This window comes from Variovorax boronicumulans, assembly GCF_009811375.1.
In the GTDB taxonomy this organism is placed as follows: Bacteria; Pseudomonadota; Gammaproteobacteria; order Burkholderiales; family Burkholderiaceae_C; genus Variovorax; species Variovorax boronicumulans.
The window spans coordinates 1,318,987-1,333,712 of the sequence record NZ_BKDH01000001.1 but is presented as its reverse complement, the minus strand read 5'-3'; the positions used below and the strand labels follow the sequence as shown (position 1 = coordinate 1,333,712).

The following is a 14,726-nucleotide window of genomic DNA, read 5'->3' as shown; positions in this document are numbered from 1 at the left end:
TCCTTCTTCACGCAGCGAGGATGTGAATGGAACACGCGGCATGGTCCACGCCCCAGATGCCGCCGCCCGTCACCTGGCTCAGGCCAAGGCGGGCGCCTTGCACCTGCCGCTTGCCGGCGCGCTGCTGCAGCTGCTCGCACAGCTCGACGATCTGCGCGACACCCGTGGCGCCCGGCGGATGCCCCTTGGCCAGCAAACCGCCGCTCGCGTTCACGGGAATGCGCCCGCCGAGCGCCGTGGCGCCGCTGGCCAGCAATCCCGGCCCTTCCCCAGGCTCACACAGGCCGAGTGCCTCGTAGTACAGCAGCTCGGAAATGGTGAAGGCATCGTGCAGCTCAATCAGGCTGAGATCGCCAGCGCCGACACCGGCCTGCTCGTACGCCAGCCGCGCCGCGCGCCGCGTGATTTCCGCCTCGGTCATGTCCACCTGGTTGATCTCGAACAGGCCCGACTGCACCACCGAGGCCAGCACGCGCACCGGCTTCGCCGTGCCTCGGGAAGGACGTGTGCTGAGCACCAGCGCGGCAGCGCCGTCCACCACACCCGGGCAGCACTGCAGCAGCGTCAGCGGATCGGCCACCATGCGTGAAGCCAACACCTCTTCGCGCGTCACGGGGCGGCAGAAGGTCGCGATGGGGTTGAGCATGCCGTGGCGTCGGTTCTTCACCGCCACATCCGCCAGCACCTCGGCCGGAACGCCGCGCTCGTGCATGTAGCGCTTCGCGCGCATCGCGTAGAGCGCGGGCATGATCATGCCGCGCCGGTTGTTCCAGTCGCGTTCGTTCATGGGCAGCGCGCCGCCGCCGAGACCGCTCAGGTGGTCCATGCCGAAGACCAGCACCGTCTCGTACTGCCCCGCGCGAAGCGCCTGCAACGCCAGGTGAAACGCGGTGGCCCCGCTCGAGCAGGCGTTGTCGATGTTGTAGACGGCTTCGCCGCCGGTGCCCAGCTCTCGCAGCGCGCGCTGGCCGGGCAGGTGGCCGCCGAGCGCGTTGCCGCAGTAAAAGGCCTGCACATCGCGCATGCCCACCCCTGCGTCCTTCAACGCGGACAGGATGGCGGCCTGCGCGAGCGCCTCTTCGTTGAGATGCGCAAAGCGGCCGAAGTCGGAGATGCCGACACCGGTGATCAACGGCTCGTTCATGCTGCGGCTCCCTTCAGCGGCGCAAAGGCGTAATCCGGCGTGCCGTCCGGGAGTTCGAACGCGACGGCATGCACCAGGTCACCGATGGCGGGCTCGCTGCCCTCGGGCCAGGCCAGGCGGCCAAACACCCGCAGGCCGTTGTCGAAGTCGACCATGCCCAGCGCGTACGCGGCCGCCTTGGCGGGATGAACCGTGGTGAAGGTGTACAGACGCCCGCTGGCGCCCATGGAAACCGGCTCCGCGGCCTCTCCGGCCTGGAGAAACTCGGGGGGTGGGAAGCGCAACTCGCCGGTGTCGCGGTAGCGCGCCCCCAGCAGCGTCATGCCGTCCGCATCATTGCGGAAGTGCGGTTCAGGGTACTTGGTGATTTCCATGTCTTGCCTCGTCGTTTTAGATTGGCTAGATTTCAGTTTATGTAGCTGCCCATCCTAAAACAAGGCAGTTTTTTCCCCTGAACCTTTTAGAAGTACTAAATCAAATGAACCGTAGCCGCCTGCCCCTTCTCGGCCTGCGAGCCTTTGAAGCCACCGCGCGCCATCAAAGCGTCTCGAATGCTGCGGCGGAGTTGTGCGTCACACCCGGCGCGGTGAGCCAGCAAGTCAAACTGCTCGAGGAAGTCGTGGGCGTGCCGCTGCTGCGGCGCAAGGGCCGCTCGGTCGAACTGACGGACGCGGGCCAAGTGCTGCGGCCCGCGCTCACGCAGGCATTTCAGACGATCGAACTGACGCTGAACGCCATCGCGCGCGGACCGCGTCACGACACGCTCAAGCTGTGCCTGCTGCCCACGCTCGCAGAGAAGTGGCTGGTGCCCCGCCTGTCCCGTTTCCACGGGGCGCATCCCGAGCTGGACATCCAGCTCATGACGAGCTTTCGCGAAATCCGCTTTGAAGCCGAGGACGTGGACATGGCCTCCTTCATGGGAACCGATGTACCTCCAGGCCTTGACGGTCTGAGGTTGTTCGACGACGCCTTCCAACCCGTCTGCAGCCCCGCGTTCCTGCGCGACACATGCCCGCTCGCGACACCCGCCGACCTGTCGAAGGCGACGCTCCTGCATTCCGTGCGTCGCATGGACGATTGGCAACGCTGGCTCGACCACGCCGGGTTGGCGAAGCTCAAGCCCAAGCGCCGCTTGTCGTTCGAGAACTCCTCGCTCGCGATCCAGGGGGCTGTCGATGGGCTGGGCGTCGCCATCGTCCAGCGCGCCTACGCTGTGGAGTTGCTCAAGGTCGGCACACTCGTCGCCCCCTTCGACCTGGTCGCGCGCAGCGACAACGGCTACTACCTCGTGTGGTCCACCGCGCGCGCGGCAACACCGGCCTTCGGATCCTTTCTTCAATGGATCCGGCAGGAGGTGCGAAACAGCACCACCTGAGCGCTAGGGAGCGATCGTCCTGGTGATGGCGGCGAGCATCGCCTCGCGATGGCGATCCAGCAGCCGGTCGTGATTGGCGTTGAAGTTGCGCAGTGCGAGCGCGAGCAGCCGGGGCGCATCGGCGGCGGGGATTCCACAATCGTGCAAGTCAGTCCGCCACCCTTGCGCCTGGAAGTTGCGTGCCACTTGCGCCGCGACCTGCGCGGCCGTCTCGGTGCCGTTGCCGCTCGATGGCAGTTCCGTGCCCAGTGCCTCGCCCATCGCGTGCGCCACCTCGGGCACTGCCGCGCCCAGTTCACGGATCATGGCCGGTGCAAAGGCCGCATAGCCGCGCGATTGCGTCACCCCTTCGTAGTGGTTGAAGACGCCGACGGCGCACGCGTAGGCCGCGCGCGCCAGCAGCTGGCATGACCAGGGCCGCCCGCCATCTTCCTCGTCGCGGTTTTGCAGCAACGCAGCGGCGCACAGGTCGATCCGGGCAGCCGCATCGTCCGCTTCGCCCAGCTTCGGATAGGCGTGTCGTGCCAGTTCCCACGCGTGCCGTCGACTGGCCTGGACCAGCGGGTTGGCTGTGCGCACGGCCCCCATGCACATCAAGGCCCACCAGTAGACCTCGAAGCTCGTGGAGCGCGCGAGCGCCGCCGGCGCAGTGGCCAGCGCCCTCGTGTCCCAGAACACCGCGCGTGGCCGGGTCTTGGGATCGAAAAATTCCAGGTGATGCGCGGAACCGCGATAGCGCGCAGCCGAACCGCCACGATTTTGTGCCGAGGTTGGCGAAGTCAGCACATTGAAGATCGGCATCTTCGGCGCATTCAGACGCTGGCTCACCGGCGGCTCGTCATCGCGATGGACCGTTGCCATTTCCAGCAGGGAACGGTTCTCCCCGAGCAACATGGCAACGATGCGCACGCCCTTGATCACGCTGCCTGCACCGACAGCAATGAGCGCGTCGGCCTGCACCTCGCGCGCCTTCGCAGCAGCCTCCTCGAGGCACTCCGCAGGCGCGCCTTCGGAGATGCCCGAGAAGATGCCGACGATGCGGCCACCCGCCAAGGTCTCGATCACTTGCGTGAGCCCGGTGCGCTCACGGACGCTGCGCCCGCACAGGATCAGCGCACGGGAGGCGCCGGCGCGCTGGAGTTCCCGGGGGAGTTCGATCAGCGCATCCGTCCCCGAGTAAATTCTCAGCGGATAGGTTCGGGCGTGAAAGTCGTGAATGGCCGGTTCGTCAAAAGACATGTCGAAGCTTTGGGCGGTGGAGGATGTCGCCCAAGGTTAGAGATGGTCATGCCGGTCCACAATGCATATTCCATCGCTTGATCATTGAGTTCGCCTAAGGATTGCCTGTCGGACGACTGCCGTAGAAGCGAATTGAACCGGGGCTTCATCGTGCCGACTACGGGGCCCATCCGATGCAACGCACCAAGGCTGCGCTGATCTATCGGTGCACGAAGAATCCGTACGCGGTGCAGCTGCTGCTCGGGTATTCGACACTCGAGTCCACCGTGCGATATCTCGGCATTGAGGTCGACGACGCGTTGGAGATTTCAGAGCAGACCGAGATCTGAAGCGCACGGTCGCTGGCAGCCAACGAATGACTGCTTCCGAGGCAGGCAATCATTTGGACTCAAGATCTGAGCGGCTGCAATCAGTCTGGAGCGGCCGTACGCGAAGGACTGCCATGCAACGAATACCCACGTCGGACTTGCAGCCACCGACGTCAAGCTCGAGAGCCTGATTGCTTACTGGGAGCATCGCGCCGTCAGTCCCACGTCCGATTCCCTCCTCGCTGAAATTGCCGCCGGTACGCAGAAGGCGTCGCCCCCACGATCTGCCCGAAACGGCGCGCGAACTGCGTCGGCTCTCCGAAACCGGTGCTTTCGCCGATCTCCGCCGCAGAGGCGCCGGTAAAGACCAGCAGCGTCTTGGCGCGCTCGATCCGGCGTTCGGTCACCAGCTCCAGGAAGGTCTTGCCCGTTTCGCTCTTCAGCAAGTGGGCCAGATGCGTGGGCGACACATGGCTCGCATGCGCCGCGTCGCCCAACGTCAGCTCCTGCGCGAGGTTGCGGCTGATGTAGCGGATGCAGCGCAGCACCGCCGGCCGGTACGACTGCAGGGCCATCCCCTGCGCCTCGCAGTTGCGAAACTCCTCGCCGTAACGTCGCCACACCATGCCGATCAGATGAAGCAGATGGCTGCGAATCAGCAGGTGGCTGGCGGTGTCTTCGCCCGGCGGCCGCTGCGCTTCCTGCGCCATGTGTTCGCACAGCGCTTGGAGCTGGTGGGTCTCGGTTTCATCGAAGCGGAAATCCAGGCAATGCTGGAACCGGAAAGGCGCGAGCTCGGACGCGCGCGACAACGGCACCTCCGACAGCTCGAACACGTCGAGGTCCAGTGACGGCAGCAGGTAGTCCTTGCTGATGTTGATCACATGGAACACGCCGTCGGCCGCGTTCGGGATGTAGTGAACCAGGAAGGGCAGCACGAAGCTCACAGTGCCGGCGCCGATGGCGCGCTGGTTGCCACCGATGTAGTGCGTGGTCTCGCCCCGCGTGTTGACGTAGATCTGGAAGTACTCGTGCCGGTGCGGCACCGGATTCGGCAGGCAGTTGCTCTGGTCATGAATGCCGAAATAGGCGCGCTGTGCCCGCGCCGCCATCGTGTAGTTGCTGATGGCGGCACGCGCGGCACCGGCGCGGGGCGGCGGCACGAATTCGTCGAGGGAAGGCGTGGGTGGCATGAAGAGCTGATCTCAAGATCGCAAGGATTGCATATCTTTGCGCAAGCCTGCGCGTTGAGGTGAGAAGGCCTCGTTCCTAGACTCTAGCCACTCCTTTCCAAACCTTCCAGAGAGACAAACCCATGTCCCCCCACCCGACGGCCGAGCGCGCGACCGATACCCGTACCGACGCCCTTCAAGTCCAGCCCATCTCCATCGACATCGTGGACAGCGAACAGCGTTTTCCCGTGCGCCGCGTCTACTGCGTGGGCCGCAACTACCTGGCCCACATCCGGGAGATGAAGGAAGGCGACGAGCGCGATCCGCCGTTCTTCTTCCAGAAGCCGTCCGACTCGGTGGTGACCGACGGGCGCGTGCCCTACCCCACGCTGACGGACGATTTCCAGTTCGAGTTCGAACTCGTCGTGGCCATCGGCACTCATGCGTCGAACGTGACGCCCGAGGATGCGCTGGATCACGTCTTTGGCTACGCTGCGGGCCTGGACATGACCCGGCGCGACCGCCAGCGCGAATGCAACAAGCGCGGCCTGCCGTGGGAACAGGGCAAGTCTTTCGACCACTCGGCGCCCTGCGGCCCGATCCATCCGGTGGCGAAGGTCGGGCACATCCGGTCGGGAACACTCAACCTCTCGGTCAACGGCGCGGTGCGGCAAGACTCAGTGCTCGAAAAGATGATCTGGAATGTCCACGAGATCGTCAGCGAGCTGTCCAAGCAATACCGCCTGCTGCCCGGCGACCTGATCTTCACCGGGACGCCCGAAGGGGTCGGCCCGGTGCAGCGCGGCGACAAGCTCACCGGCCGCATCGACGGGCTCGCGCCCCTGCAGGTCGAGATCGTCTGAGCCCGCAACAGCACACGGAGACACCATGAAACCACTCGAACGCATCTCGTACTCGTCCATCGCGGATCGCCCCGCACTGAAGTTGCCCGGCGGCAAACGACTGGCCGTCTGGGTGATCGTCAACGTCGAGGAATGGAACATCGACGAGACCATGCCCCGCACCGTGCTGACGCCACCGGCCGGCGGTTCGCCGATGCCCGACATCCCGAACTGGGCCTGGCACGAGTACGGCAACCGCGTCGGCTTCTGGCGCATGCTCGAAGTGATCGACGCACTCGGCATCAACGCCACGCTCGCCATCAACGGTTCGGCCATCGGCGCCTACGAGCCCATCGCCAAGGCGGCGAAGGAACGCCAGTGGGAGTTCATCGGCCACGGCTTCGGGCAGCGCAACATGCAAAAGGTCCCCGACGAGGTCGAGGACATCGCCAAGACCACAGAGGCCATTCGCGCCTACACCGGCAAGCGCCCGCGCGGCTGGCTCGGCCCGGGGCTCACCGAGACCTGGCACACGCCCGACATCCTGGCCGATCAGGGCTACGAGTACGTGTGCGACTGGGTGCTCGACGATCAGCCGGTGCGGCTGAAGACACGCGACGGAGGCACGATCGTGAACGTGCCCTACACGCAGGAATGCAACGACGTGGCAATGATGCTGATCCAGCACCACAAGGCCAGCGAGTACCGCGACCGCGCCATCGACCAGTTCGAACAGCTCTACGCCGACGCGAAAGATTCGGCCCGCGTCATGGCGCTGGTGGTGCACCCCTACATCATGGGCGCGCCGCACCGCCTGCGCTACTTCCGTGAAGCGCTGGCGCACATCCAGACGCATGACGACGTGGCCTTCATGACCGGCGAGCAGATCCTCGACTGGTACGGCGCGGCAAGCCCCGCTAGCACCGCCGCGTGAACCTTCGCCGGCACAGCGCCGGCGACTCTGGGCAACGAACGAACAACAAACAGATTTCTCGCTCGACGAGAAGGAGACGACACGTGCATTCCTCAACCTCGGTCATTTCACCGGCCGGTGGCGCGCGCCGCGAGGCGCCCATCACCGCGCTGGAGATCGGCATGTTCCTGGTGCTGCTCGCCTCGTACGCGCTCAACGCGATGGACCGACAGATCTTTCCGCTCATCGCCGCGGACGTGCGCAAGGAGTTCGGTTTCAGCCTGGCAGACACCGGCTTGCTGTCCACCATCTTCACGCTGGGCATGGCCGTGGCCGGCATTCCGACCGGCTATCTGCTGGCGCGGCTGTCGCGCAAGACGGTGTTGCAGATCGGCATTGCGATCTTCTCGCTGGGCACGCTGCTGGCGGCCTACTCGTACGGCTTCGCCGACATGATCGTCTACCGGGCCGTCACCGGCATCGGCGAAGCGATGCAACTGACGGTGGTGATCGCCATCGCCGCGAGCTACTTCGCGCGCTACCGGGCCACCGCCGTGGGCGCCATCAACTTCTCCTTCGGCATCGGCGCGATCCTGGGGCCGCTGCTCGGCGGCCACCTGATCGGCGTCGAGCGCGATTGGCGCCTGCCGCTCATCGTGTTCGGCGTCGCGGGCTTTGCGGCCATGGCGGTGATCGCGCTCACCGTGAGCAAGCGCATGACCGAGAACGTGGCGGCCACCGGCGGGCGCACCGACCAGCGCGGCGCCACCACCCTGTGGAACCGCAACACAGCCCTGCTGACCGGCATGAGCGTCATCGGCGGGCTCTGCATCTACGGCTACCTGGGCATGTACCCGACCTTCCTGCGCGAGCACCTGCACTACACGCCGTCGGACACCGGCCGCGTGATGAGCACCTTCGGCTTCGGCGTGTTCGCATCGATCTTCGGCGGCTGGCTCGGCGACCGCTTCCATCCCAAGCTCGTGCTCTCGGCGAGCTTCGTGGGCACCGGCCTGCTGGGCTTCCTGATGTTCTCGGGCCCCACCGGCATGGTGGTGCAGTCGGCGCTGTCCTTCGCGTGGGGCTTCGTGGTGAGCGGCGTGCTGTACGTGAACCTGGCGGGGTATCACATCAAGGCGGTGCATGCCTCGCTCACGAGCCGCGCCACCGGCGTGTTCGTCACCACGCTGTACGGCGCGGGTGCAGTCGCGGGCTTCATCATCGGCGGCATCGCCTCGCGCTTCGGCTGGAGCACGGCCGGGCTGGTGCAGATCACGCTGCTGGCTGCTGTCGGCGTGCTGCTCACGCTGCTGCTGCACACCGACCGCATGTCGCTGCCGGCACGCAAGCCGTGATGCTGCTCGACTGGGCGCTGCTCGGCGGCGGCGCGGCCCTGGCCGGCGCACTCAATGCCGTGGCGGGCGGCGGCAGCTTCCTGACGCTGCCGGCACTGGCGATGGTCGGCGTGCCGCTGGTGTCGGCCAACGCCACCGGGACCGCCGCGTTGCTGCCGGGCTACCTGGCCGGTGCCTGGGCCTTGCGCAAGGAACTGTCGGGGCCGATGTCGCCTTCGCTCCTGCGGCTGGGCGTGCTGTCGGTGCTCGGCGGCGCGGCCGGTGCGGCGCTGCTGCTGTCGACGTCGAACCATGCCTTTGCCCGCATCGTGCCGTGGCTTCTGCTGGCCGCGACGCTGCTCTTCGCGATCGGGCCCGGCCTGGTGCGCCGAAGGCTCGCCGCCGACAACAACCACAAGCCGCGAGGCCGTTGGATCGCCGACCTGGGCATTGCCGCGGTTGCCGTCTATGGCGGCTACTTCAACGGTGGCCTCGGCATCCTGCTGCTCGCCGTGCTCGGTGCGCTGGGGCATACCGACATGGGGCGCATGAACGGCATCAAGAACTTCGTCTCCGCGATCCTGACGCTGATCGCCGTGGCGATTTACGCGGCCAGTGGCGCGATCGTCTGGACGCACGCGCTGTGGATGGCCCTCGGTGCCACGGTGGGTGGCTATGCCGGCGGCATGCTCGCACGGCGACTGAAGCCCGAGGTGGTGCGCGGCTTCGTCGTGCTGACGGGGCTGGCGATGACGGCGGCCTTTCTTCTCAAGGCGTATTGAGCGGGCTTTCCTCTTTCTTCTTTCCGTCACTTCAATCACTCGGTCGACCCATGAAAACAACCAAGAGAGACTTCACCCGTTTTGTCGGCGCCTTGATGGTCGCCGCCACCGGTGCGCCGGCGCTCGTCGGCTCGGCGTCGGTGTCGGCCCGCACAGCGCGTGCGCCCGCATCGCCCGGCCTTCGACGCGGCAATTACCTGATCCGCAACGGCGCGGTCATCACGGTCGACCGCGCCAAGGGCGTGCTGCCGCGCGCCGACGTATGGGTCCGCAACGGCGTGATCGAGAAGATCGGGCGCGGCCTGAGCGCACCGGCTGGCGCGGAGATCATCGATGCGACCGACATGATCGTCATGCCGGGTTTCGTCAATTCGCACTATCACATGTGGAGCGCCATCGGCCGCAGCTTCACCGCGCGCGACGGCGGCTTCTCGTACTACCCCGCCAAGAACGCGACCTCGACCCTGTACACGCCCGACGATTTCTACAACAGCGTGATGCTGGGCTGCGCCGAGCTGGCGAACGGCGGCACGACCACCGTGCACAACTGGTCGCACAACACACGCTCCCCGGCCCATGCCGATGCCGAGCTGCGTGCGCACCAGCACTCGCTGCTGCGCGCCCGCTACGCCTACGGCCACGTCGACAAGATGCCCGCCGACGAGCTCAACCGCTACGACGACCTGGTCCGCGTGCGACGCGAGTGGTTCGGCGAGCGTTCGCCTTTCGACGGGCTGGTGCACCTGGGGCTGAACCTGCGCGGCCCGCAGCAGAGCACCGACGCCGTGTTCCACGAAGAGATGAAGGCCGCCAAGGCCAGCGGCTTGCCCGTTGCGATTCACGCACCGCAGGAGGCACCGAACAACGTCGATGCCGTCGACTACGAACGACGCGGCTACCTGGGGCCGGATTTCATGCTCGCGCACTACGTGCCCGCCAGCACCGCTGACCTGGCGGCCATGGCACGCACGAAAACGCCGCTGTCCTTTGCCACGCACTCCGAGCTGCGGCTCAGCAGCACCGGCGATGCACGCGCCGCGCTCTTCGCGATGCGCAACGCGGGCCTGACCATTTCGTTGTCGAGCGATGCGACCTCCATCGCGCCGCCCGACATGTTCGAGGCCATGCGCTTCACCTGGAACCTGGGCGTGCCGTGGGCCGGCACGCCCAGCGCGCAGTCGAAGGCGGTCGGCGTGCCCGAGGCGATCGAGATGGCGACCCTCAACGGCGCCATCGCCATGGGGCTGGGCGACGTCACCGGCTCGATCACCGAAGGCAAGCGCGCCGACATCATCCTGGTGCGCACGCAAGACCTGAACATGGGCCCGGTCGGCAACGTCGAGACCGCCATCGTGCAAAGCGGCAGCGCCGCCAACGTCGACACCGTCATGGTCGACGGGCGGATCGTGAAGCGCAACGGCCGGCTGCTGGCCTACGACACGCGCGGCATCATGCGGCGCGCGCGGCAATCGGCGGACCGGATTCGCGCTGCGGCGAGCGAGGCCCTGAAGGCCTGAAGCTCCTGCGGCCATTCGCACGCGGCGTACACGCCGGCGGTCGAGCGGTTGGCGCCCCGCTGGCCGCCGGAGCCGGCCGACACCGGAAAACCGAGTCACCGAGCCACAAAGGCCTGCAGCGGACGGCGACGCGCCCGCCGCAGGAACTCAATGCCCGGCACCGAGCCTCAGCACCTGCCCGGTCAGAAACTGCGCGCGCGGGCCGGCCACGTAGTAAAGCAGCGGCTGGCAGGCCTGTGGCGCCAGGCCGTGCGTCAACTCCAGCGCGTTGATGCGCACAGCCCGTGCGCGCCCCATTCGGCGGCCGCGGAAGGATTTGCGCATCCGGAAACGCGCCACCACCGGACGCATGAAGAAAAAGCCGCCGCTCAAGTGAGCAGCGGCTTGACGTGTGTTTCAGTTGGCGCCACTCCGATTCGCCGAGCGAGCGCCGGGCCCTTAGCCTGGCCCCAGTAGCCGGTCCATTTCCTTGGGCAATGTCTTCGCGCTCTGGCGGTCGTGCGGACCTCTCGGCGAGGTCGAAGCGTCACGATTGAGGGGACCTCTAGGTACATGGGCAGCAGAAATGACGAAGGGGTTAGCAACTACTACGCTGCTAACCCCTGTCAATTTTGGTCGGTGTGAAAGGATTCGAACCTTCGACCCCTTGCACCCCATGCAAGTGCGCTACCAGGCTGCGCCACACACCGAAGCTCTCGATTATAGCGGGCTAAATTCAGTGTCCGACAGTCAGGAGCTCACGAATTTCAAAGAGTTCGCGGCGAAGGTGCAACAACTGCGACAGATCGACGGTCTGCGCGGCCGCCGCGGACCCCGGTTCCTCGTGCACGGCGGCGTCGAATTCCTCCTGGCCGATCTCGATGGCCTCCAGGCCTTCGAGCGGCACTTCGCCCGCCTTGCGGCGGTCGCGCTCGCCTTGTGTGAGTTCCTGCAGCTTGTTGCGCGCACCGCTGATGGTGAAGCCCTGGTCGTAGAGCAGGTCGCGGATGCGGCGGATCATCAGCACTTCGTGGTGCTGGTAGTAGCGGCGGTTGCCGCGCCGCTTCATGGGGCGCAGCTGCGTGAACTCCTGCTCCCAATAGCGCAGCACGTGCGGCTTCACACCGCAGAGCTCGCCGACCTCACCGATGGTGAAGTAGCGTTTGACGGGAATCGGCGGGAGCGTTTTCTCCATTGAAATCAAGACTGTGCGCGGGAAACCTCATAGATTACTCTACGCGGCCGCACAGCACCAAGCACTATTCCGCGCCCAGGCTCCACTCGACTTCGGAAGTGCCGCCCTGCGGCTCGACGCTGCCCTGGATCTGCTCCTTGAGCTTGGCGCTCGCATGGAAGGTGGCCACGCGGCGCTCGCCGATCGGAATGGCTTCGCCGGTGCGCGGGTTGCGTCCGGGACGCGGCGCCTTCACGCGGATCTGGAAGTTGCCGAAGCCCGAGATCTTCACGTCCGTGCCTTCGATCAGGCTGCTGGCCACGAGCTCGAAGAACGCCTCCACCATGTCCTTCGACTCACGCTTGTTCAGGCCGATCTGCTCGAACAGCAGGTCGGCCAGGTGCGCCTTGGTGAGCGCCGGCGTTTCGAGGGCTTCGAGCGTGAATTCGGCGGCGTTCATCTTCATCCTCTCAAGCGGCCGCCCAGGGTGGCGCCCAGTTGTTCGACGATTGCACGGACAGCGGGTTCGACCTGCTCGTCCGTCAGCGTGGCGGCATCGCTCTGGAAGGTCAGGCGCACGGCCATGCTCTTCTCGCCCGGCGCCAGCGCACCCGGCGCTGCCACGGCGCCTTCGCGCAACGGCTGCGGACGGTAGATGTCGAACAGCGTCGCATCGCGCAGCAGGCCCGAGGCGGACGCACCCGCACGGATGGCCTGCATCAGCGCGTCGTGCGACACCGCTTCGGCCACGACCACCGCGATGTCGCGCTCGACGGCCTGGTGCTTGGGCACCGGCTGCGCCACGGGCACGGGCCGCGCCGTGACGGCGTCGAGATCGAGCTCGAACAGCACAGGCGCCTGGGTGAAGTCCCACTTCTGGCGCCAGCGTGGATGCAGTTCGCCGATGAAGCCGATGGCCTGGCCGTCGAGCAGCACACGGGCCGAACGGCCGGGGTGCAGCGCCGGATGCTCGGCCGCTTCGAAGGTCGGCACGCGCGGCGCGAGCAGTGCTTCTACGTCGCCCTTGACGTCGTAGAAGTCGGCGCGCTGCGGCTTGCCGTCCCAGCGCGACGCCTCGGCATCGCCCCAGGCGAGGCCGGCCACGCGCATGGGCTGGTTCACGCCGCGCACGGTGCTGTCGGTGGTGACGACGCTGTCGTCGCGCAGGAACACGCGGCCCAGCTCGAACACGCGCACGCGCGGTGCCTTGCGGTCGAGGTTGAACTTGAGCACTTGCAGCAGCGAGCCGAGCAGCGACGAGCGCATCACGCTCATCTGGCTGGCGATGGGGTTCAGCAGCTTGACCGGGTTGACGTTGCCCGCGAGGTCCTGCTCCCAGTGCGCTTCGACAAAACTGAAGTTGATGGTTTCCTGGTAACCCAGCGCTGCAACGCTGCGGCGCACAGCGAAGCGGCTGCGCTGCGCTTCGGGGCGCACGCGGGCCGTGATGGGCGCGAGCGGCGCGGTGGTCGGCAGGTTGTTGAAGCCGATCAGGCGCGCCACTTCTTCGATGAGGTCTTCCTCGATCAGCAGGTCGAAGCGGTGCGGCGGCGGCGTGACGGTCAACGTGCCTTCGCCTTCGGTGATTGCAAAGCCCAGGCGGTTGAGCGCGTCGGCGCATTGCGCCTGCGTCAGCGGCATGCCGATGACGCGCGCGGCGCGGGCGACGCGCAGCGTGACGGGCGCGGCTTCGGGCAGACGCAGCGTCTGGTCGTCCATCTTGCCGGCTTCGCCGCCGCAGATCTCGACGACCAGTTGCGTGATGCGCTCGATGATCTGCACGGTGCGGCTCGGGTCGACGCCGCGCTCGTAGCGGTGGCCGGCGTCGGTCGAGAAGTTGAAGCGACGCGAACGGCCCTGCACGGCCTCGGGCCACCAGAACGCGGCCTCGACGTAGATGTTGCGCGTGTCGTCGGTCACCGAGGTGGCGTCGCCGCCCATGATGCCGGCGAGCGATTCGACTTCGCGGTCGTCGGCGATCACGCCGACCTTCTCGTCGACCGTGATCGTCGTGCCGTTGAGCAGTTTGAGCTGTTCGCCCGCCTTGCCCCAGCGCACTGTGAGGCTGCCGTGGATCTTGTCGAGGTCGAAAATGTGGCTGGGCTGGCCATACTCGAACATCACGTAGTTCGAGATGTCGACCAGCGGCGTCACGCTGCGCTGGCCGCAGCGCGCGAGGCGCTCGACCATCCACGCGGGCGTGGCGACCTTGGTGTTCACGCCGCGCACGATGCGGCCCGAGAAGCGGCCGCACAGGTCGGGCGCCTCGACCTTGACGGGCAGCACATCGGAGAACGACGTGGCCACGGGCGCAATGGCCGGCGTCTTCAGCGGTGCGCCGGTGAGTGCGGCGAGTTCGCGCGCCACGCCGTACACGCTCAGGCCGTGCGCCAGGTTCGGCGTGAGCTTTAGCGTGAGCAGCGCGTCGTCCAGCTTGAGCACGTCGCGCACGTCGGCGCCGATGGGGGCGTCGGCGTCGAGTTCGAGCAGGCCGCCGTGGTCTTCGCTCAGCTTCAGTTCGCGCGCCGAGCACAGCATGCCCTGGCTCTCGACGCCGCGCAGCTTGCCCAGCTTGATGAGGAAGGGCTTGCCGTCTTCACCCGGGGGCAGTTCGGCGCCGACGAGGGCGCACGGCACCTTGATGCCGACGCGCGCATTGGGCGCGCCGCACACGATGTTCAGCAAGGCGCCCTGCCCCACGTCGACCTGGCACACACGCAGGCGATCGGCATTCGGGTGCTGCTCGGCTTCCTTGATTTCGCCGACCACGATGCGCGTGAAAGGCGGCGCCACCGGACGGCGCTCTTCGACCTCGAAACCGCCCATGGTGAGCGTTTCGGCCAGTGCGGCGCTGTCGAGGGGCGGGTTGCAGAACTCGCGCAGCCAGGATTCCGGGAATTGCATCTCTTCGATCTCGATCTGGTTTTTCTATCTGTGGAAAGGACGT

General features: G+C 66.6%; 14 protein-coding genes, 1 tRNA gene and 1 pseudogene. 7 read left to right on the top strand and 9 right to left on the bottom strand.

Annotation, left to right across the window (positions count from 1 at the left end):
* Positions 1–7 precede the first annotated feature (7 nt).
* Both VHAB30_RS06170 and VHAB30_RS06165 read right to left on the bottom strand, forming a co-directional pair.
* Complete coding sequence (locus tag VHAB30_RS06170) at positions 8–1,144, bottom strand: thiolase family protein (RefSeq protein ID WP_159276178.1); 1,137 nt, start codon at positions 1,142–1,144, stop codon at positions 8–10.
* Positions 1,141–1,518 (bottom strand): Zn-ribbon domain-containing OB-fold protein, encoded by a 378-nt coding sequence (locus VHAB30_RS06165; protein WP_062473394.1) that lies wholly within the window; start codon positions 1,516–1,518, stop codon positions 1,141–1,143. The genes VHAB30_RS06170 and VHAB30_RS06165 overlap by 4 nt, the downstream gene beginning before the upstream one ends.
* Positions 1,519–1,622: 104 nt before the next feature.
* Between VHAB30_RS06165 and gcvA the strand changes: the two genes are divergently transcribed.
* Positions 1,623–2,519: a transcriptional regulator GcvA gene (gene gcvA / locus VHAB30_RS06160; protein WP_082818057.1), complete on the top strand. Its 897-nt coding sequence runs from the start codon at positions 1,623–1,625 to the stop codon at positions 2,517–2,519.
* Positions 2,520–2,522: 3 nt separating this feature from the next.
* Here gcvA and VHAB30_RS06155 read toward each other — a convergent pair whose 3' ends face one another.
* Positions 2,523–3,758, bottom strand: a complete 1,236-nt coding sequence (locus tag VHAB30_RS06155; protein WP_062473398.1) for an iron-containing alcohol dehydrogenase — start codon at positions 3,756–3,758, stop codon at positions 2,523–2,525.
* 134 nt (positions 3,759–3,892) lie between these two features.
* Between VHAB30_RS06155 and VHAB30_RS06150 the strand changes: the two are divergent.
* A pseudogene (locus tag VHAB30_RS06150) lies at positions 3,893–4,087 on the top strand (integrase); the annotation flags it as partial.
* A gap of 194 nt (positions 4,088–4,281) precedes the next feature.
* On the opposite strand, the gene VHAB30_RS06145 reads toward VHAB30_RS06150, so the two are convergent.
* Positions 4,282–5,259, bottom strand: coding sequence for an AraC family transcriptional regulator (locus VHAB30_RS06145; RefSeq protein WP_235926454.1), 978 nt, complete (start codon positions 5,257–5,259; stop codon positions 4,282–4,284).
* 122 nt (positions 5,260–5,381) lie between these two features.
* On the opposite strand from VHAB30_RS06145, the gene VHAB30_RS06140 reads away from it, so the two are divergent.
* The 5 genes from VHAB30_RS06140 to VHAB30_RS06120 all read left to right on the top strand — a co-directional run bounded on the left by VHAB30_RS06140 (position 5,382) and on the right by VHAB30_RS06120 (position 10,626).
* Positions 5,382–6,101 (top strand): fumarylacetoacetate hydrolase family protein, encoded by a 720-nt coding sequence (locus VHAB30_RS06140; protein ID WP_159276177.1) that lies wholly within the window; start codon positions 5,382–5,384, stop codon positions 6,099–6,101.
* A gap of 25 nt (positions 6,102–6,126) precedes the next feature.
* On the top strand, positions 6,127–7,014 hold the full coding sequence (locus VHAB30_RS06135; RefSeq protein ID WP_159276176.1) for a polysaccharide deacetylase family protein: 888 nt from the start codon (positions 6,127–6,129) through the stop codon (positions 7,012–7,014).
* 83 nt (positions 7,015–7,097) lie between these two features.
* Positions 7,098–8,348, top strand: a complete 1,251-nt coding sequence (locus tag VHAB30_RS06130; RefSeq protein ID WP_235926452.1) for an MFS transporter — start codon at positions 7,098–7,100, stop codon at positions 8,346–8,348.
* 2 nt (positions 8,349–8,350) lie between these two features.
* Positions 8,351–9,109, top strand: coding sequence for a sulfite exporter TauE/SafE family protein (locus tag VHAB30_RS06125; protein WP_174250243.1), 759 nt, complete (start codon positions 8,351–8,353; stop codon positions 9,107–9,109).
* A gap of 50 nt (positions 9,110–9,159) precedes the next feature.
* Positions 9,160–10,626, top strand: a complete 1,467-nt coding sequence (locus tag VHAB30_RS06120) for an amidohydrolase family protein (protein WP_159276174.1) — start codon at positions 9,160–9,162, stop codon at positions 10,624–10,626.
* Between the two features lie 147 nt (positions 10,627–10,773).
* On the opposite strand, the gene VHAB30_RS06115 is transcribed toward VHAB30_RS06120, so the two are convergent.
* The 5 genes from VHAB30_RS06115 to pheT form a co-directional block, all read right to left on the bottom strand.
* Positions 10,774–10,998: a hypothetical protein gene (locus VHAB30_RS06115; protein ID WP_235926450.1), complete on the bottom strand. Its 225-nt coding sequence runs from the start codon at positions 10,996–10,998 to the stop codon at positions 10,774–10,776.
* Positions 10,999–11,238: 240 nt separating this feature from the next.
* Positions 11,239–11,315, bottom strand: a tRNA-Pro gene (locus VHAB30_RS06110).
* 26 nt (positions 11,316–11,341) lie between these two features.
* Positions 11,342–11,800 (bottom strand): MerR family transcriptional regulator, encoded by a 459-nt coding sequence (locus VHAB30_RS06105; RefSeq protein WP_159276173.1) that lies wholly within the window; start codon positions 11,798–11,800, stop codon positions 11,342–11,344.
* Between the two features lie 64 nt (positions 11,801–11,864).
* Positions 11,865–12,239: an integration host factor subunit alpha gene (locus VHAB30_RS06100; protein ID WP_095747662.1), complete on the bottom strand. Its 375-nt coding sequence runs from the start codon at positions 12,237–12,239 to the stop codon at positions 11,865–11,867.
* Between the two features lie 2 nt (positions 12,240–12,241).
* Positions 12,242–14,683 carry a phenylalanine--tRNA ligase subunit beta gene (pheT, locus tag VHAB30_RS06095; RefSeq protein WP_159276172.1) on the bottom strand — a complete coding sequence of 814 codons (2,442 nt, stop codon included), beginning with the start codon at positions 14,681–14,683 and terminating at the stop codon, positions 12,242–12,244.
* Between the last annotated feature and the right edge of the window lie 43 nt (positions 14,684–14,726).